Annotated in this window: 16 protein-coding genes; 11 read left to right on the top strand and 5 right to left on the bottom strand. The window is 61.4% G+C overall.

All coding sequences use genetic code 11. The features are described 5' to 3' along the window. Window positions 1–12 precede the first annotated feature (12 nt). The 6 genes from ACFT1A_RS09805 (at window position 13) to ACFT1A_RS09780 (ending at window position 9876) form a co-directional block, all read left to right on the top strand. Entirely contained in the window at window positions 13–4659 is a 4647-nt protein-coding gene (locus tag ACFT1A_RS09805) for an NAD-glutamate dehydrogenase (RefSeq protein WP_378446813.1), read from the top strand. Between the two features lie 109 nt (window positions 4660–4768). Beyond that, a complete protein-coding gene (gene hutC / locus ACFT1A_RS09800; protein WP_378446969.1) occupies window positions 4769–5524 on the top strand; it encodes a histidine utilization repressor in 756 nt (251 codons plus the stop codon). A gap of 217 nt (window positions 5525–5741) precedes the next feature. After that, entirely contained in the window at window positions 5742–7136 is a 1395-nt protein-coding gene (locus ACFT1A_RS09795) for a serine hydrolase domain-containing protein (RefSeq protein ID WP_378446812.1), read from the top strand. A 98-nt stretch (window positions 7137–7234) separates the two neighbouring features. After that, window positions 7235–8314, top strand: coding sequence for a dipeptidase (locus ACFT1A_RS09790; protein ID WP_378446811.1), 1080 nt, complete (start codon window positions 7235–7237; stop codon window positions 8312–8314). Between the two features lie 32 nt (window positions 8315–8346). Continuing rightward, window positions 8347–9282 carry an alpha/beta fold hydrolase gene (locus tag ACFT1A_RS09785; protein ID WP_378446810.1) on the top strand — a complete coding sequence of 312 codons (936 nt, stop codon included), beginning with the start codon at window positions 8347–8349 and terminating at the stop codon, window positions 9280–9282. 87 nt (window positions 9283–9369) lie between these two features. Further along, entirely contained in the window at window positions 9370–9876 is a 507-nt protein-coding gene (locus ACFT1A_RS09780; protein ID WP_378446809.1) for a ClbS/DfsB family four-helix bundle protein, read from the top strand. Here ACFT1A_RS09780 and ACFT1A_RS09775 read toward each other — a convergent pair. Next, the gene (locus tag ACFT1A_RS09775; protein ID WP_378446808.1) at window positions 9867–10445 is read right to left on the bottom strand and encodes a GNAT family N-acetyltransferase; all 579 of its coding nucleotides are present in this window, start codon (window positions 10443–10445) and stop codon (window positions 9867–9869) included. The genes ACFT1A_RS09780 and ACFT1A_RS09775 overlap by 10 nt on opposite strands. A gap of 214 nt (window positions 10446–10659) precedes the next feature. Between ACFT1A_RS09775 and ACFT1A_RS09770 the strand changes: the two genes are divergently transcribed. Beyond that, window positions 10660–11454 (top strand): SDR family NAD(P)-dependent oxidoreductase, encoded by a 795-nt coding sequence (locus tag ACFT1A_RS09770; RefSeq protein WP_378446807.1) that lies wholly within the window; start codon window positions 10660–10662, stop codon window positions 11452–11454. A gap of 1 nt (window position 11455) precedes the next feature. Here the strand turns inward: ACFT1A_RS09770 and ACFT1A_RS09765 are convergent, their stop codons facing one another. From ACFT1A_RS09765 to ACFT1A_RS09750, 4 genes are read right to left on the bottom strand one after another with little or no spacing between them, the layout of a single operon-like run. Further along, window positions 11456–11914: a nuclear transport factor 2 family protein gene (locus ACFT1A_RS09765; RefSeq protein ID WP_378446806.1), complete on the bottom strand. Its 459-nt coding sequence runs from the start codon at window positions 11912–11914 to the stop codon at window positions 11456–11458. Window positions 11915–11965: 51 nt separating this feature from the next. Beyond that, window positions 11966–12754, bottom strand: a complete 789-nt coding sequence (locus tag ACFT1A_RS09760; RefSeq protein ID WP_378446805.1) for an SDR family NAD(P)-dependent oxidoreductase — start codon at window positions 12752–12754, stop codon at window positions 11966–11968. A gap of 30 nt (window positions 12755–12784) precedes the next feature. After that, window positions 12785–13081: a hypothetical protein gene (locus ACFT1A_RS09755; protein WP_378446804.1), complete on the bottom strand. Its 297-nt coding sequence runs from the start codon at window positions 13079–13081 to the stop codon at window positions 12785–12787. After that, window positions 13059–14222 (bottom strand): Rieske 2Fe-2S domain-containing protein, encoded by a 1164-nt coding sequence (locus ACFT1A_RS09750; RefSeq protein WP_378446803.1) that lies wholly within the window; start codon window positions 14220–14222, stop codon window positions 13059–13061. The genes ACFT1A_RS09755 and ACFT1A_RS09750 overlap by 23 nt, the downstream gene beginning before the upstream one ends. Window positions 14223–14459: 237 nt before the next feature. Here ACFT1A_RS09750 and hsaA point away from each other — a divergent pair, with 237 nt between their 5' ends. The 4 genes from hsaA (at window position 14460) to ACFT1A_RS09730 (ending at window position 17836) form a co-directional block, all read left to right on the top strand. Further along, window positions 14460–15626 carry a 3-hydroxy-9,10-secoandrosta-1,3,5(10)-triene-9,17-dione monooxygenase oxygenase subunit gene (gene hsaA, locus ACFT1A_RS09745; RefSeq protein WP_378446802.1) on the top strand — a complete coding sequence of 389 codons (1167 nt, stop codon included), beginning with the start codon at window positions 14460–14462 and terminating at the stop codon, window positions 15624–15626. A gap of 38 nt (window positions 15627–15664) precedes the next feature. Continuing rightward, the gene (locus ACFT1A_RS09740; protein WP_378446801.1) at window positions 15665–16957 is read left to right on the top strand and encodes a glutamine synthetase; all 1293 of its coding nucleotides are present in this window, start codon (window positions 15665–15667) and stop codon (window positions 16955–16957) included. 65 nt (window positions 16958–17022) lie between these two features. Further along, on the top strand, window positions 17023–17382 hold the full coding sequence (locus ACFT1A_RS09735; RefSeq protein WP_378446800.1) for an ArsR/SmtB family transcription factor: 360 nt from the start codon (window positions 17023–17025) through the stop codon (window positions 17380–17382). Further along, complete coding sequence (locus tag ACFT1A_RS09730) at window positions 17375–17836, top strand: SRPBCC domain-containing protein (RefSeq protein ID WP_378446799.1); 462 nt, start codon at window positions 17375–17377, stop codon at window positions 17834–17836. Before ACFT1A_RS09735 ends, ACFT1A_RS09730 begins: the two co-directional genes overlap by 8 nt. The last annotated feature ends 72 nt before the right edge of the window (window positions 17837–17908 follow it).

Here is a 17908-nt window from a genome sequence, read left to right as displayed (position 1 = left end):
GAAGGTGCTGACATGAGCCTCGTTTCAGTCGACACGACACCGGACTCCGAGAATGTGAGGAGGGTGTCCAGTACGTATTTCGAGGGCTTGTCGGCTGATCGATACGCGGCGCTTGCCGAAGAACGCAAGCTTGCGATTGTCGCCGCGCACATGGACCTTTCGCACCGAAGAGGACTCAATTCGTCGATCTCGCGACTCGCGCCGGCCGGGGAGTTAGGGGATGGCCCGGCGATCCAATACGTCGGCGACGACATGCCGCAGCTCGTCGAAGCGGTACTGGCGACACTTGCCCGCGCCCGCGTGGAACCGGAATTCGTGGTGCACCCCGTGCTTCGCACAGTCGTGCAACCGGCGCACAGCACTGAAGACTCCCAGGTTGGGGAGCGGACCGAATCATGGATTCACATAGGACTACCCGCACATTGTTCGGACGAGCAGGCGCAGGTGATCGCTCACGACGTCGCCGGAATCCTCGACCGTATTGCGCGTGCCTTCCGCGATTCCTTGCCCCTGCGCGATCTCGTCGACGAGGCGCGCGAGCAATTGGACTCGAACGCCTACGCCGAAGAAGCTGACTTTCTCCGGTGGTGCAGCGCCGGAAACTTCAGTGTCGTCGGCGGTGTGCGGACTATCGACGGTGACGAGCCGTACGCCCTCGGCGTGCTCCCCGATCCGACCGGCTCTTCGGATGCGAAAGCGGCGCCCCTCTCGATCGCAGTGGTGTACCTCCGGCAAGGGTTCGGTGGATCCGAATACGCCACCGAGATCGACGTGTCGATCGGTGACCGTGCGTACCGATTCATCGGGTTCTTCACCGCGACTGGTCTGGTCGCCGACGTCAGGCGAACCCCGCTCGCGCGAGGACGCGTCGCAGACATCTTCGATGCCTCCGGATCCTCCGTCGATTCGTTTGTCGGACAATCGATGCTGGCAGTGATCCAGTCGATTCCGGTCACAGTGCTCCTGGCAGCCGAACCGGCCCGAATCGCGGACGCGCTGGACGAACTCACTTCCGTGGACGGCCGAACGTCGATCCATCTGTTCTTGCAACCGGTGGGAAGTTCCCCGGCTACGGGGCGAGATCAAGAGTTGTCGGCTTTGCTCTTCGTTCCGCGCGAGAAATTCAGTACGACGATCAGAACAACGGCCGAGTCGGTACTCGCCGCCGCACTCGGTGCCCGCAATATCGAGTTCTCCAGTCGAGTCTCGGAATCCCCCTTGGCCGTCGTACATTTCACGGCCACGGTCGGCGGCGGCGCGAACTTCGCGACGGCGCGACAAGCACGGGAGATTCGGGACCTCGTCGTCGACGCGTGCCTGACCTGGGACGAGCGATTCGTTCTGGATGCTTCGAACTACGACGAGCGGCGCAGGCGTGCTCAGTTCGCCGAGCGAGTTCCGGTGGCGTACAAGCAGGATTTCGACGCCGTCCGAGCCGCCGAGGACATGGTGGTGTTCGAGGGCCTCGAGCCCGGAGAGGTGAGTCCACGACTGGCCCGATCTGTCGACGGACCCGGTACTCACCGACTCGGACTGTACGTATCGGGTGACCCACTCTCGCTGGGCGAGGTGCTGCCGGTATTGCAGAGCCTGGGTGTCGACGTGGTCGACGAGCGGCCGTACGAGATCGCACCGGTGGGATCGGAACAGTCCTGGATCTACGAGTTCACGCTCGACTATCCGAGCGCTCCGGTCGAGCGCTTCGACAACTTTGCCGCGCGGTTCGGGGCGGCGTTTGCCGCGGTTCGAAACGGCTCCGCCGAGCCGGACTCGTTCAACGAACTTGTCGCGATCGCGGGACTCGGTTGGAAACAGGTAGTGGTGCTGCGGGCATATGCGGAGTTCTTGCAGCAAGCGGGATTTCCGTACAGCACCAGTCGCGTCGCCGAGGTGCTTGCCGATCATCCCGAGATCGCCGGCCGTCTGTGTGAAGTGTTCGAGAGCCGTTTCGATCCCGACGTCGTCGACGGAGACCGAGGCGCACGTGCAGCAGCGGAGGTGGAAACGGCCGTGGCACAAGTGCAAGGACTCGACGCCGATCGGATCCTGCGCGCATTGTCCGAACTGGTCCGTAACACGTTGCGTACCAACTACTTCGTCTATGACGATGCGTCGCTCGGCGCTCTCTCGCTGAAGTTCCCTTCGGAGAAACTGTCCGTACTACACTTCCCTCGGCCGAAGTTCGAGATATTCGTGTACTCACCCGATGTCGCAGGTGTGCACCTTCGCTTCGGTAATGTCGCTCGCGGCGGCCTGCGCTGGTCGGATCGGAAAGAGGACTTCCGCACCGAGGTACTGGGATTGGTGAAGGCGCAGGCAGTCAAGAACGCAGTCATCGTGCCTGTCGGCGCGAAGGGCGGATTTGTCGTCAAACGCCCGCCGGTTCCAGGACTGGGTGCAGACGCAGACCGGGAAGCTGCGTTGGCGGCAGGGATCGATTGCTACCGAACCTTCATCCGCGGACTACTTGATCTGACCGACAACGTCGACAAGCAGAGCGGCGCAGTTGTTGCGGCGCGAAGGGTCGTTCGCCACGACGGTGACGACACGTATCTTGTTGTCGCCGCGGACAAGGGAACTGCAAAGTTCTCCGACATCGCGAACGAGGTGGCCGCGGAGTACGAATTCTGGCTCGGCGACGCCTTTGCATCCGGCGGGTCGGTCGGGTACGACCACAAAGCCATGGGTATCACCGCGAAGGGCGCCTGGGAAAGTGTCAAGCGGCACTTCCGTGAGCTCGGCGTCGACACCCAGAACGACGACTTCACCACGGTGGGGATCGGAGACATGAGCGGCGACGTCTTCGGTAACGGCATGTTGTGCAGCAAGCACATTCGCCTGATCGCGGCGTTCGATCATCGGCACGTGTTTGTCGACCCGAGCCCGTCACCGGAGCGCTCGTACGTCGAGCGATCACGTCTCTTCGCTCTCCCGCGATCCTCGTGGGCCGACTACGACCCGACCTTGATCAGTGCGGGCGGCGGAGTGTGGGAACGCTCGGCGAAGCGCGTCCCGATCAGTGACGAGATGCGTCAGGCGCTGGGTCTCGAAGACGACGTCACCGAACTGACTCCACCGCAGCTGGTTCGGGCGATTCTGTGCTCACCGGCAGATCTGTTGTGGAACGGCGGTATCGGGACGTACGTCAAGGCGTCCGGTGAGTCCGACCTCGAAGTCGGCGACAAGAGCAACGACGCGGTTCGGGTGAACGGCAACGAAGTCCGTGCTCGAGTGATCGGTGAAGGAGGCAACCTCGGTCTCACCCAGGCGGGGCGTATCGAATACGCACGCGACGGCGGGCGGATCAACACAGATGCCCTCGACAATTCTGCGGGCGTCGATTGCTCCGATCACGAGGTGAACATCAAGATCCATCTCGACTCCCTCATCAGTTCAGGCGTCGTCGCAGACTCACATCGTGACGCACTGCTGGAATCGTTGACCGACCAGGTCGCCGAACTCGTTCTTGCAGACAACCGTTCACAGAACGAACTGATGGGCACCACGCGTGCGGACGCGGCGTCGATGATCGGTGTGCACGGCAGGGTCATTTCCAGCCTCGAATCCCGAGGGATCGTCGACCGAGCCATCGAGGGGTTTCCGACCAAGAAACAGTTCGCCGCGGCCGAGAAGACGGGAACGGGGCTGACGTCACCGGAACTCGCCACACTGATGGCGCACGTCAAGCTCGATCTGAAATCCACGCTGTTGGCGGGAAGTTCGATAGACAATCAGATCTACCGTGAGGCGCTGGCGAACTATTTTCCGGAGGGTGTTCGAGATGCCGGGGGTGACGCCCTCGACCGGCACCCGCTGCGGCGCGAGATCGTTGCGACCGTGCTGACGAACAATGTGGTCGATCGTGGCGGCATCACCTATGTGTATCGGCTCGGTGAAGAGGTCGGCGCCGATCCGGAAGACGCAGTGCGTGCCTTCACCGTGGTCTCCGAGGTATTCGGACTGTGGGAATTGTGGAACGACATCAGCGAAGCCTCGATCTCGACTGCCGTATCCGACGAGTTGATCCTGCTCACCAGACGACTGCTCGACCGGGCGTCACGGTGGATGCTGACGCGTCGGCCTCAACCGCTGGCAGTCGGGGCCGAGATCAGCCGATTCGGTGATCGCATCGCGGAGGCGTCGGCAGAACTCGGTGGCTGGCTGGTGGGCGCCGATCAGCGGAACCTGGCTGCGCGAACGGTCCTCATCACGGACAAGGGCGCGCCCGAGAACCTGGTCAGGCGAGTGGAGATTCTGCTCGATCAGTTCGGACTGCTCGACGTGGTGGAGATCGCGGACCTCGCCGATCGCGCGATCTCGGAGACCGGCGAACTCTACTTCCGGCTCGGTGAGCACGTCGGGCTCGTGCCGATGCTCAACCGAGTGTCTGCATTGAGCAAGGACGGAAAATGGAATGCGTTGGCGAGGTTGTCGTTGCGTGACGAGTTGTACTCGACGGTGCGAGCCTTGACCCTCGACGTCTTGGCCGACGCGGAAACAGGTGACTCGACAGCGGAAAAACTTGCGAGGTGGGAAGAAAGGAATGCGTCGAGAATAGAGAGGTCCACTCTCGCGCTCGCGGAGATCGAGGCATCCGGGCAACACGATCTTGCTGCGCTTTCGGTTGCGACGAGCCAATTGCGGCGCATGGTGGGGTAGGTCGGGCGCCGGCGCTCGCGGTTGGATCGGAAAGGTGCACCAGGCGGATAGACTTCGGAGGCCGAACGGGAGAACCGACTCGGTGGTTTTCGACGAACGGGTGGTGGCGATGGCGATTGCTGAAGTGGACGCAGAACTCGCCGTGCTGTTCAACGAGGCAGGCGGCGAGTCCGCCCCTGCCTACGAACGGGTCAAGAACCTCGTGATCTCGCAGATCAACTCGGGTCGATGGACCGAAGGTGATCAGTTGCCTTCGGAGAATCAACTGGTCAGTGCGCTGGGGTTGTCACGTATGACGATCAATCGAGCGCTTCGCGAACTCACCAGCGACGGTCTGATCGTGCGGATGATGGGGGTCGGTACCTTTGTCGCCGCCACGAAGACCGCGTCCCCGCTGTTCGAAGTCAAGAACATCGCCGACGAGATTCAGCGGCGCGGCCACCGTCATCGAACCGAGGTCGTGTTCGTTCGTGAGGAAGAAACCGACCACGGTCAGACGTTCCTTCGTGAATCGGTGGGTAAACGGGTGTTCCATTCGCTGATGGTGCACTTCGAGGACGAAACTCCGATTCAGGTGGAAGACCGGTTCGTGAATCCGAACGAGGCGCCCGACTACCTGCGCCAGGACTTCACCGCGATCACCCCCAACAACTACCTGAGTGACGTTGCGCCTCTGGTTCGCGGCGAGCACGTCGTGGAAGCGGTGTTGGGGAGCCCGGACGAATGCGAACTGCTCCGCATAGATCGAGGGGAACCGTGCCTGCTGATTCGCCGCCGCACCTGGTCGGCCAACGGGTTGGTCAGTGCGGCGCGCTTGATCCATCCGGGTTCGCGCAATCGCTTGGAAGGAACCTTCGAGCGCTGATCGCTTCGAATGGCGAGACCTGAACACAGGCTCGTCCGATCGCACCATTTTCGGGTGCAACTTCGGTGCAATCGACCAGGACGTGACTGCGAGCACACTGAGATCATGGGTGGACGGTTATCGCTTCCGCAACCTCACTTCCCGACGAGTGAGACCCGAGCGGATCGCAGCAACACCGTCCAAGCCACTCGCTTCCATGATCGAAGGAGTTCGACCTGTGACCGACTTGCCCAAGGACCTACTTGTCGCCCCGAAGTGGCAGGAACGCCTCGACGAACTGGCAGCCAAGCATTCGGTACCGGGTGCGCAGGTCGGTGTGATCGCGCTGGGCGAAGACGGCACTGCGGACATGCGTGTCATCACCACCGGAGTGACGAGCCTGAACACGCGCGTCGACGTCGACGCCGACACTCTGTTCCAGTACGGATCCGCGAGCAAGATCTGGACGACGACGCTGATCATGCAACTCGTCGACGAGGGCAAGCTGACGTTGGACACCCTGGTGGTGGAGGTGCTTCCGGAGTTCACGATCGCAGACCCTTCCAACACGAAGGAAATCACGATCCGCCAGTTGCTCACGCACACAAGCGGTATCGACGGAGACCTGTTCAACGACACCGGTGACGGTGACGACTGCGTCGAGAAGTACGTCGACGAACTCGCTACGGCGATCAGCGTCACCAAGCCCGGTGGGCATCTGAGTTACAGCAACGCGGGTTTTGCCGTTGCCGGCCGCATCGTCGAGGTCCTTCGTGAGATGACGTGGGACGAGGCGTTGGTCGAATACCTCTGGAAGCCACTCGGATTGACGCACATCATCACCAAGGCCAAGGACGCCCCGCTGTTCCGCACCGCCGTCGGCCACGTGGCCAACCCGGATCGGACGGCGCCGGACAAGGTGGTTCCGACCAAACAGTGGCTGCTCCCGCGCGGTATCGGACCGGCCGGCATCATCACCGGATCTGTCAGCTCTCTGCTGACGTTCGGAGCTGCACACATGCGTGACGGACTCGCTCTGACGGGTGAGCGCATTCTGTCCGAAGAATCCGCGCGTCTGATGCGCACCCCGCAGTTCGACCTGACCGCGGTCTCGAGCGTCGATCAGGCTTGGGGTCTCGGCTGGATCCTGTCCGACTGGGGCGGTGTGACGTCCGCGCAGCACGGTGGTGCGACGATCGGCCAGATCACTCGTTTTCACACCTTCCCCGAACTCGGCCTGGCCATGGCCGTTGTCACCAATTCGCGTGGCGGCGGTGCACTCGCCCACGACATCGAGAAGGAGATCGCTCAGGAGCTTGATCTCGTTCTGCCGGAACCGAAGTCCGAGGCGGATGCGGCTGAGATCGACCTGTCGCACATTCTCGGAACCTATGAATCGACCACCGTTCGAATCGAACTCACGCGCGGCGACGACGGCGGATTCCAGGTTCAGAACTTCGCCAAGGTCGAGATCGACGGCGAGCCCCCGGCCCCGCCCACCAAGGTCGTGCCGCTGTCTGCTTCCCGGTTCTCGATCAGTAACGAGAGCGCCTCGGGGGAGATGGCTCATCTCACGATCGATGGCGAAGAATATTTGTACATGACAAGACTTTTCAAGAAGATTTCCGACTAGCCGCGGCGAGATGATTCTCTCCGCTGAATGAAATCTCGGGCAGGTCGAGGGCGATGAGGGCCCTCGACCTGCCCGCACTACTTTCTCGAGGACAACTCATGATGAAACCGCTCGCTCCTTTCCCGGACGTGAATCACCCAGCGGCATTGGATGCTTACGGCCTTGCGCCGGTCATCGACGGTCACAACGATCTGGCATGGACGGCTCGCGAGACTGCCGACTACTCGGTGGAGAATCTCGAGAAGGATTCCATCTTCCAAACCGATATCGACAAACTCGGTCGCGGTGGAGTCGGTGCGCAGTTCTGGTCGATTTACACCCCGTGTGACATGACCGAGCCAGAGGCGGTTCAGTACACATTCGAACAGATCGACTTCGTGTACCGGATGATCGAGCGGTACCCGGATACTTTCGAATTCGCGCGCACCGGCGACGACGTGCGTCGAATCTGGAGTGAGGGCAAGGTCGCGTCCTTGTTGGGCGCGGAGGGCGGTCACAGCATCGGCAGCTCGCTCGGTGTCTTGAGAATGATGGCGCGCCTTGGTCTTCGGTACATGACCCTGACGCACAACGACAACACCGGGTGGGCGGACTCCGCGACGGATACGCGAGTGCACGGCGGTCTCACCGACTTCGGTCGCGAGATCGTGCGCGAAATGAATCGGCTCGGCGTACTCGTCGACCTGTCGCACGTTTCGGCGGAAACGATGAGAGATGCCATCGAGACGTCGTCGGCACCGGTGATCTTCAGCCATTCGTCCTGCACTCAGCTGTGCGGTCACCCACGCAATGTTCCCGACGACGTCATGCGGTTGCTCGCGGACAACGGAGGCGTGATCATGATCGCCTTTGTGCCCATGTTCCTTTCTGCCGAATACAACGAGTGGTTCAAGGGCGGACGGGTCGGCCCACGGCCTGCGATGACGGTGGACCATCTGGCCGATCACGTCGAGCATGCCCGAGACGTCGCGGGCATCGACCACATCGGTTTGGGTAGTGACTACGATGGGTTCGACGACTTTCCGGACGGTATGCAGGACGTATCCGGTTTCGCGGTGTTGATAGACCGTCTGGCGGAACGCGGTTGGTCCGCAGAGGACTTGGCAAAGCTGATGGGCAACAACGTGTTGCGTGTGCTCGACGAGACCAGTGCGGCCTCGCTATCGAGCCTTTCCTAGCCGTATCGACGCCCGAGAAGATGAGGATGAGAATGAAGAAGATTCGTACCGTTGCACTGAGGGTGGTTGCTTCGGTGTCCGTAGTTCTGGTTGTGCTGGTATCGATTGCGCTCGTGTTCAATGTCAGCTCCAGCAAGGCGAGCGTTCCGACCGGGGAGACGGGCAACCAGTTCGTGTCCGTCGACGGAAAGAACATGAGCTACTCGATCCGCGGCAACGGCGATCAGACCATTGTGCTGCTACCGGGGTTCGGAACGTCCGCACCGATCCTCGACTTCAAGTCGCTCATCGATGAACTTGCACCTGACTACCGGGTCGTCACGATCGAACCCTTCGGCTACGGGTACAGCGACGCAACGGACAAGGACCGCACGGCTGAGAACATCGTCGGAGAAATACATGAGGCTGTGCAGTCTCTGGGGATCGACCAGTACATCCTCATGGGTCACTCCATCACCGGAATTTATGCGCTGGACTACACCACGAAGTATCGCGACGAGGTCACCGCTTTCGTGGGCATCGACAGCAGTGTCCCGGGGCAGCCGAACATGGACACCAAGTTTCCGATCGAAGCCCTCCGCGTTGCAAAGAAATTGGGATTCTCCGACGTTCTGGCGAGACTCAGTGGCAGCGAGGAAACCGATGCATACCTCGATGATGCCGAGAAGGCAGAGATGAGCCGACTGGTCGCGAAGAACAACTTCAGCGACACGTACCTCAACGAAATGGATCACCTCTCGAGCAACTTCGCCGAGTCGATCGGCAAGACGTTCCCGGCCGATCTTCCGATTCTGTTGTTCGCTGTACAGAATTCGAAGGTCCAAGGCTGGACAGCGCTGCACGAAGGCCAGGCAGCCTCCGTTGATCATGGCGAGTTGGTGCTGCTGGAGGGGGACCACTATCTGCACCACACCAAGTCGAAGGAGATCGCCGAGAACCTCGGAAGGTTCCTGGGGGAGCTCAACTGAAGTCGCTAGGACGTTAGTGTCGAATGCGGGGCCGTCGAGTCGAGATGGCCCCGCTTCTTCGTTCTTTACTGATCGTTCGGAGGCATTGTGGCGCAGACCTTGTCACGCGAAGAACTGGCGAGTGAGCTGGACTCGGCGTATTCGAAACTCGACGTGCTACTCGACGGCGTCGTCGACGCCGATTTGTTCGACGCCATTGCCGTCGACGGGTGGACGGTGCACGACGTACTGGCGGTGCGCGTCTGGTGGGCAGAGGCCGTCGCAGAGTGGATAGGTGCCGGGCTGCGAGACGAGACTCCGCAGACGCCGGCGGCGGGTTACAAGTGGACGCAAACACCCGCACTGAATCAGTCGGTTGTCGACGCGAGCACAGACATTCCGGCTCAGGAGCTTCGGGATCGATTGGAAGCTGCCGTGGCGTTGTTACGCAGCTACGTCGAGACCCTCGACGACGATCAACTGCTGTCGGTCGGGGTTTTCTCGTGGACCAGGACCTGGCCGGTGTCGAGGTGGATTGCCGTCAATACGATCACCCAGTATGGGTCTTTGTCGAAAATGATTCGGAGACTACTGAAATCGGCGAATCAGCTCTGAATGCGGTGCATCCGCCAGACCGTCGGTCCGTCGGGCAGTGAGATTTCGCCTGCGATCGTGAAACCGAACCGTTGGTACAGCGGTAGATTTCGTTCGGTCGACGTATCGAGCCAGCAATCCTGTTCGGTTCGATCCAGCTCCGCCAAAGCATGTTTCAGTAGTGCAGAACCCAATCCGGTTCCGCGTGAGCGCGGGGTCGTACCGATCGTTGCCAGCGACCACGCGTGCTCGGGTACGGGAAGCGCAGAGAGTTGTTCGTCTGCCTGAAGTACGCGCTCGAACCGTTCTCCGTGCAGTTCCACGATCTTCGCGACCGTCGCTTCATCAGGCTCCGGTGTGTCCGGCGGAAGGACTGCGATGACGCCGTTGCCTGAATCATCGATGTAGGAACGCCCGAACGGTAGTGCCAGGTGTTCGAGGTAGATCCGTTGCAGAGCCGCGACGCGTTCCACGTGGGAGTCTTCGGCGACGCACCAGTTCGTCCAGGGGTAGTCGGCAAAGGCCTCGCCGAGAACCTCGGCGGCACGGTCGAGGTCGTCGATGGACAGCGGTCGAACAGAGATCTGCATAGTGCCACTTCAGCACAGTCGAGCCTGCCGTCGCCACTCGATTTCGGCGGTGTAGCAGGCGCACGGGCAGTGGTCACGTACTTGTGAGTTCATTCAAGAAAGTTGGACGCAGCCGTCGAACCTGCGTTCACTGGTAGTGATCGGCTAATCGCCCAGCTGTCAATTCCGGGCACGTGAGATCCGGGTATGGCGATTCTCCGCGAAGGGAACGGATATGAACAGGCTCGAAGGCAAGAACGTGGTGATCACCGGCGCCGCCAGTGGAATCGGGCGTGCAGCAGCAGAACTCATGGCGGCAGAAGGCGCGAAGGTGCTGGTTGCCGACCTCGATCCGGCGCGAGCCGAGGAAGCGGCGACGGCGATACGCGAGACCGGTGGCAATGCACTGGGTTTCGGCGTCGACGTCATGAACGAGGACTCTCTGGCTGCGATGATCGAAAAGGCGGTCGCCGAATTCGGCGGCATCAACGTCTTGTGCAATCACGTGGGCGGTAGTAATCCGCGCAAGGATCTCGACCTGCTCCGGATGGACTTGGAAGAGTGGGATCGCGTGATGTCGTTCAACGTGCGTAGCACCGTGGTCGCTTCACGCCTTGCCATTCCGCACATGAACAGTGCCGGCGGAGGATCGATCGTCAACACGGCCTCGGTGGGTGGATTGATCGGCGATTCCCTGCAATCTGCCTACGGATCAGCCAAGGCGGCGGTCATCCGGTTGACTCAATACATTGCAGTCCAGTACGGAGCGAACGGTGTTCGGTGCAACGCTGTAGCGCCGGGTGCGATCATGACACCCGCACTCGTGGACAACATCCCAGCTGACGTCATCGAAGGCATGAAGCAGGCCAACGCCCTGCCTTACCTCGGCGAACCCGAAGACATCGCACACGCCATGGTCTACCTGGCGTCGGACGAATCTCGCTACATGACGGGGCAGACTCTGGTGCTCGACGGCGGACTCACCAGCAAGAGTCCGCTCGCGACAGGCCGTTCGTCGATGTTGAGCTGAGTCAGCTCCGCCAAGCGCTGGGGCCGGCGCCCAGAACCTCGATAGATCCCTGACTGGCGTGTGAATGCTTGGTGCGGTGCGTCATTCGCCACGCGCCGTCCACCCGAGCCCAAGAATCGTGGTAGTCGCCGAGGGTGAAGAAGTTCAGGTGAGCTTTGCTTCCGGTGCCCACATGCATGTCGCTGACGTAGGAGCGACTGGTGGCGAGATCGCCGACCACCTCGACCAGAACGTTGCCGATCAGATGTTGGGTGGGTCCGCACTCGTCGAGGAACGAGCGGATGGACGCCACGACCTCGGCGGGCCCGCGGAGAGTTCCGGTGCCCAGTTCCGCCGTAGCGTCCGGCGTCATGATCCGGTGGAGTTCATCCCAGTCGCGGGCGTCCATGGCTCGCGCGAACTCGAAGATGGCGCGGGTGATCTCGCGTTCGTCGAGGAGAGTGGTGATGTCGATGCTCATGCTGTGCGCCTTTCTTAACGTCGGGGGGTTAATAAAGGCGCACAGCAGATGTCAGCGGTTGAGCAGCTTACGCATCGCTTCGGCAGCGCCCTTGACCATCTTGTCTCGGGGGAAGCCACTGCGCTTCTTGGCGCCTTCGTAGTTTCCTGCAGCAACCCAGATCGGGCCGTCGGCAAGGTGTTCGAGACCTTCACGTGCAACATCTTCGGGCTCTGCGACGTTCATTCCCGGGATGTCGAAGTTCAGTCCCGCGCGAATCATAGCCGGTGTGCGAGTGACACCGAGAATGAACTCGACGACGTGAACACCGTACGGTTGGAGTTCGAGCCACAGGCTTTCGGCGAAGATGCGCCCGAATGCCTTGGACGCCGCGTAGATGCTCTGGTGCTCGGAACCCATGAAGCCCGCAAGTGAACCGAGCAGCATGATGCCGCCGCGTCCGCGATCCTTCATCAAACCGCCGAAGTGGTGCGAGAGTTCGAGTTGCTTGTTGATGTTCAGCTCGATGACTCCGGCAAATCCGTTCAGATCGCCGGTGACGAACTCATGGCCGTAGCTGTTGGCACCGGCGTTGAAGATGAGCAGACCCACCTCGACGTCGTCGGTGACGGCTTTGATCTGATCGAGCGCGTCGGGAACGAGCAGATCCAATGCGAGAGTGCGTACTTCGACGCCATTGGCGCGCGCCTTGGACGCGGTCTCCTCGAGCGGACCCGGTTTGCGGGCGATGAGCACCAGATTGATGCCGAGCTTGCTGAGCTCGTCGGCGAACCCTGCGCCGACACCTTCGGAACCGCCGGCGATGACTGCCCACGGGCCGTAGTACTGAGGATCGATCATTACTACCTTCTTCGAAAGATGTTGGCTTGGCTAGTGAAACGGAGCCGGTACGGGTTCACTGTTGTCGACGATCGGCTTGGGCACCGGGTCTTCGTCGAGGATCTCGATCTTCCCGGCCCTGGCCGCATTGACGATGGACGCGATCAAGGCGCCGCACTCCTTGCGGGGAGCACCCGGTCGACCCTCTCGTTGCCCGAATTCACGTTCGTCGGCAATTTCGAGGCACTTGGCGCGGGCCTGGTCGCTCCACTGAACAGTGGTGTGTTCCCAACTGTTCTTCTGGACCAGGACCTGCGCCTTGCACTCAGCGCACTGAAGAGGCTGCATCTTCTTCGGCCTTCTTCGCCGCGAGGTTGTCTTCGACTTCCTTCTGCCAGGCGGCGACGGGGCGTGCGGTATCGAGTTCGAATTCGAATCGCTCGGTCATTTCGGGAGCGATGTCCGCGACGTCGACGTAGAACTGCTCGTACCAGCGGCGGAGCTGGTAGACCGGACCGTCCTCTTCGCACAGGAGCGGGTTCTCGATGCGAGTCTTGTTCTTCCAGATCTCGACGTCCTGCTCGAAGCCCTTGGCGATGAACGTGCCGAAGTTCGCGGCCATCGCGTCGGCGGCTTCGCCCTGGAAACGATCCGACTTCTTCACGATGATGCCGTACTGGAGCACGAACTTGTCCGCACTGACCGGGTAGTGGCAGTTGATGAGCACGGAGTCGACGTTGTAGTCCTCGTACTCGTAGGTCAGGTCGTCGACCATGAAGGAGGGACCGAAGTACGTGGCGACCGAGTTGCTGCCGACCATCTTCGGGGTGCCTGCTGCGTGCGGACGCATGTCCGAGCGAGCGACGCCGCGCATGTACTGCGTTGCTGCGTGGCCTTCGAAGACGTTCTTGAAGTACGTCGGGAACGAGTAGTGCACGTAGAAGAAGTGCGCCATGTCGACGATGTTGTCGACGATTTCTCGGCAGTTCGTGTCGACGGTGGTTGTGTACCAGACCCAGTCGCTCCACTCGTCGCTGAGCGCGCCTTCGATGCGGGGGATGGCCACGTCGTCGGTCGGCGGGTTGCCCTCGGGGTCGTGCCAGACGAAGAGCATGCCGTCCTGGTCGAGGGTCTGCCATGCGCGCGTCTTGGCGAGCGGGGGAACGCGGCGTGCATACGGAATCTTCTGGCACTTGCCGTTGCCGCCCCAACGCCAATCGTGGAACGGACAGGCAATGGCGTCGCCCTTGATGGTGCCCTGGCTCAGGTCGCCACCCATGTGACGGCAGTACGCGTCGAGGATCTTGACGTTGCCTTCACTGTCGGCGAAGACGACAAGTTTGGTGCCGAACGCCTCGATCGAGTGCGGCTGGCCGTCCTTGAAGGACTCCGTGAGTCCAATGCAGTGCCATCCACGTGCAAAGCGAGTGGGCGCGGTTCCAGCTTGGATCTCGCGAACCTCGTCGTTGTCGGACTGAGTGATCGTCACGATGAGTCCCGTCCTTTCCAGGGGCAGTGTCGACGCCCGACGCTAGGGGAGCGTGAATTGCCTCTGGGGCGTCGTCTCACTGGCCGGGACCAGCGGAGAGCGCGAGGATCGGGCGGCTGATCCCGGCCTCCGGGACTTCGGATCACCGGAACGCGCGACCGACATATCGTGACGGGGCAGCCGTTATGTCTATCTGCCGATCCGCTCCCTCACGGTTCGGTGCGAGGAGTGTCTCCCATGGTCAACAAGGTTCTGAGCACAGTCCGTGATCTGCTTCCGAAGATCGCGGCCCGCGCTCAGAAGGTCGACGATTCGCGCAAGATCTCCGAACGGACCATCCGAGAACTGTCCGAAGCCGGCGTGTTCTCGATGCTGGCGCCGAAGAGATACGGAGGCGCCGAGAGCGACCCGGTCCACTTCTACGAAGTGATCCGGGCAATCTCCGCTGCCTGTGGCTCGACGGGCTGGGTCGCCTCGGTGGTGGGGGTGCACCCGTGGCATCTGGCGCTTTTCGACGACCAAGCCCAGGCCGACGTGTGGGGAGAGGATCAGACGACGCTCATCTCGTCCGCCTACGCACCGGTCGGACGGCTGACGGCGGTGGACGGCGGCTACGAGCTTTCGGGCCAGTGGGGCTTTTCCTCCGGCTGTGATCACGCGAGTTGGGCGTTGCTGGGAGCGATGGTGGTCGGCATGGATGGCCGTCCCGTCGATTTCATGACGGTGTTGGTGCCGCGCACCGATTACGAAATCCGTGACGTGTGGGATGTCGTGGGTATGCGGGGCACCGCGAGCAACGAGATCGTGGTCGACAAGGCCTTCGTTCCCGAGCACCGATTGAAGCGCAACTACGAGACCGCACAACTGCGTGGACCCGGCCAAGCGGTCAATCCTGGCCCGCTGTACAAACTTCCGTTCGGGAGCATCTTCACCTCGACGGTGGCCGCCCCGTGTGTTGGCATCGTTGCCGGTTGTTACGAGGGGTACCTGGACGTGATGCGTGAGCGCGTCCGTCTGAGCTTGGGTGGTGGACGGTTCAGCGAGGATCAGTTCGCTCAAGTTGCCGTCGCACGTGCGTCATCGGAGATCGACGCTGCGATTCTGCAGATGGATCGCAACATCCGGGAGATGTACGAACTTGCTGTAGCCGGCCAAGAGTTTCCGCTCTCGATGAGGCTTCGGGCCCGTCGTGATCAGGTTCGCGCGACGGAACGTTCGGTGGAAGCGATCGACATGCTGTTCAAGACAGCAGGCGGTAACTCCCTCTCCCGTGGAAACCCGATCGAGCGCGCGTGGCGCGACGTTCACGCAGGGAGCGTTCACGTTGCCAACGAACCGGAGCGCGCGTTGGCGCTGTACGGCCGGGCAGCGTTCGGGCTGCCGGTGGAGGACAACCTGATCTGACAGGTTGGCGCGACGCCGGGCGGGGTATTTGCCTCTGGATGAGGGAAGTTCCGGCTCTGACCATCGGCTCGCTCGTCGACATGGCAGGTGTCGCGCGAGCGAAAGTGATGCCTGCGGCCCGAACTGGTGTCTTCGAGGAAATCGGTGCGGGAGTCTCGCCGAGTTGGAACGTCTTCTGCAGCGACGACCGGATTGCCTTCACGGATTCCTTTTCAGTCGTGGGCGATCTCCGACTACGTATCGACCGATCCGACCTCCGTGATCTCGGCGGTGGTGTGTCCTGGGCGCCCGCGACTGTGCACGAGCAGGACGGTTCGACGGCTGCCGTGTGCACGCGTTCCGCGCTTGCCGCCGTCGTTGCGCGGCTTGCCTCCGACGGCCTCGAAGCCCGTGTCGGCCATGAGGTCGAGTTCACGCTTTTCGGTGACGCGTGTGGCGGTGAATGGTCGGCCTACGGGCTGGATGCGGTCGTTCGGCATGAGGACTTTCTCAAGGACCTCCTGCACAATGCCGAACGCGCACAACTACATATCGAGCAAGTCCATGCCGAATACGGGCCCGATCAATTCGAGATATCGATCGCTCCGAGCGCTCCTGTTCAAGCCGCCGATCTCGTGGTGTTGGCTCGGATCTTGATCAGCCGTACGGCCAGAGCGCACGGATTGGCGGCCTCGTTCTCGCCGATTCCCACCCTGGGCGGCGCAGGAAACGGCGCACACCAGCACTTTTCGTTGACCGCGAATGGTAGTTCGGTCTTCTCCGGCGGCAGTCGGGAGCATGGAATGACTGACGCTGGAGCTTCCGCTTTGGGCGGAATCCTCGCTCATCTGACGGAGTTCACGGCCGTCTTCGCGTCTTCACCGCTCTCCGGCCTCAGGCTGCGCCCGGACAATTGGTCGGGGGCCTACGTCTGTTGGGGGCTCGAGAACCGCGAAGCGGCACTGAGGTTCTGCGCAGAGTCGCCGTCGAATCCGCACGGCGCCAACGCCGAAGTGAAAATCGTCGATCCATCGGCCAACCCGTATCTGGCGACCGCTGCGATACTTGGCCTTTCGCATATCGGTATCGGCAATGCCGCGCCATTGCCGCCGGAAATTGTGGTGAACCCGTCGACTCTCACGGAGGCGGAACGTGATGAGCGCGGGGTGACCCGAGTCCCCACCGATCTGCGCGAGATAGTGCAGAAGTTCAACTCCTCCTCGGTGGCGAAGGAAATCTTCGGGGAGCCGATCATCGAAGCGATGGTGTCCGTGAAGGGAGTTGAGCGGAAGACGTTTTCCCAGATGGACGAGGCGACAACCGTCGAGCGGCTTCGATATACCTGGAGCTGAAAGGGTTGACGCGCAAGATGTCGAGTCCTATGTTTAAGTTATTCCTTAATTAAGGAGTTGCTTACATGGACGAGCGAAGTGTCCGGCTCGATGCAGTGTTCAGTGCACTGGCCGACCCGACGAGGCGTGAAATGCTCTCTCGCCTGACGGATGGTTCGATGACCGTCGGTGAGTTGGCTGAGCCGTTCGAGATGAGTCGACCCGCCATCTCGCAGCATCTGAAGGTGTTGGAGAAGGCCGGTCTCATCGAACGGACCGCCACTGCGCAATGGCGCACCTGCACCCTTCGCGCAGAGGGGCTCGACGACGCCAGTGCCTGGGTCAACGAACATCGGCGGGGTTGGAACGAACGCTTCGATCTCCTCGACGAGCGTCTACGTGAGCTGAAGCAACGTCGACCGAAGAAGGAGAAGGACAATGAGTGATCAGAACGGCGATGCCACCGCAGAATTCACCATCACCCGAATCTTCGACGCACCACGTGAACTCGTGTGGCAAGCGTGGACCGATCCCGACGAGGCAGCCCGCTGGTGGCATCCCGAGGGCGTCAGCAGCCCCCGTGAGCATGTCAGGATCGATCCCAGAGTTGGCGGAACGTACCGCTACCTGATGATCAACGACGAGAACGGAGCCGAGTACCCCACCGGCGGAACCTATCTCGAGGTCGACGAGCCGAAGAGGCTTGTCTTCACCTGGGGAAATCCAGGTGATCCGGTAGGCGCCGCGCCTCGGATAACGGTCACGCTCGCAGAACGGGGTGACAAAACCGAAATGACCTTCCACCTGGTAGGAATTCCGGGATTCAAGGGCGATGGGAATGTGTACGACGGATGGGAATCCGCTTTCGACGTGTTGGAACAAGTTCGAGCCGGCGACTAGTCGGGAATCGGACACCGCGACAGCGGTGCCGGTGATTGAATGAGACTGATACTTCATTCATCACCGACTCAG

It is taken from the genome of Rhodococcus sp. NPDC057135, assembly GCF_042670865.1.
GTDB lineage: Bacteria > Actinomycetota > Actinomycetes > Mycobacteriales > Mycobacteriaceae > Rhodococcus_F.
This window is presented reverse-complemented; position numbering and strand designations above follow the sequence as displayed.

Coding starts and splice junctions, on each gene's coding strand:
- ACFT1A_RS09805 (WP_378446813.1), top strand. CDS start 13: ATGAGCCTCGTTTCAGTCGACACGACACCGGACTCCGAGAATGTGAGG.
- hsaA (WP_378446802.1), top strand. CDS start 14,460: ATGGTCAACAAGGTTCTGAGCACAGTCCGTGATCTGCTTCCGAAGATC.
- ACFT1A_RS09760 (WP_378446805.1), bottom strand. CDS start 12,754: ATGATCGATCCTCAGTACTACGGCCCGTGGGCAGTCATCGCCGGCGGT.
- ACFT1A_RS09735 (WP_378446800.1), top strand. CDS start 17,023: ATGGACGAGCGAAGTGTCCGGCTCGATGCAGTGTTCAGTGCACTGGCC.
- ACFT1A_RS09785 (WP_378446810.1), top strand. CDS start 8,347: ATGAAGAAGATTCGTACCGTTGCACTGAGGGTGGTTGCTTCGGTGTCC.
- hutC (WP_378446969.1), top strand. CDS start 4,769: ATGGCGATTGCTGAAGTGGACGCAGAACTCGCCGTGCTGTTCAACGAG.
- ACFT1A_RS09740 (WP_378446801.1), top strand. CDS start 15,665: ATGAGGGAAGTTCCGGCTCTGACCATCGGCTCGCTCGTCGACATGGCA.
- ACFT1A_RS09790 (WP_378446811.1), top strand. CDS start 7,235: ATGATGAAACCGCTCGCTCCTTTCCCGGACGTGAATCACCCAGCGGCA.
- ACFT1A_RS09730 (WP_378446799.1), top strand. CDS start 17,375: ATGAGTGATCAGAACGGCGATGCCACCGCAGAATTCACCATCACCCGA.
- ACFT1A_RS09775 (WP_378446808.1), bottom strand. CDS start 10,445: ATGCAGATCTCTGTTCGACCGCTGTCCATCGACGACCTCGACCGTGCC.
- ACFT1A_RS09765 (WP_378446806.1), bottom strand. CDS start 11,914: ATGAGCATCGACATCACCACTCTCCTCGACGAACGCGAGATCACCCGC.
- ACFT1A_RS09755 (WP_378446804.1), bottom strand. CDS start 13,081: ATGCAGCCTCTTCAGTGCGCTGAGTGCAAGGCGCAGGTCCTGGTCCAG.
- ACFT1A_RS09770 (WP_378446807.1), top strand. CDS start 10,660: ATGAACAGGCTCGAAGGCAAGAACGTGGTGATCACCGGCGCCGCCAGT.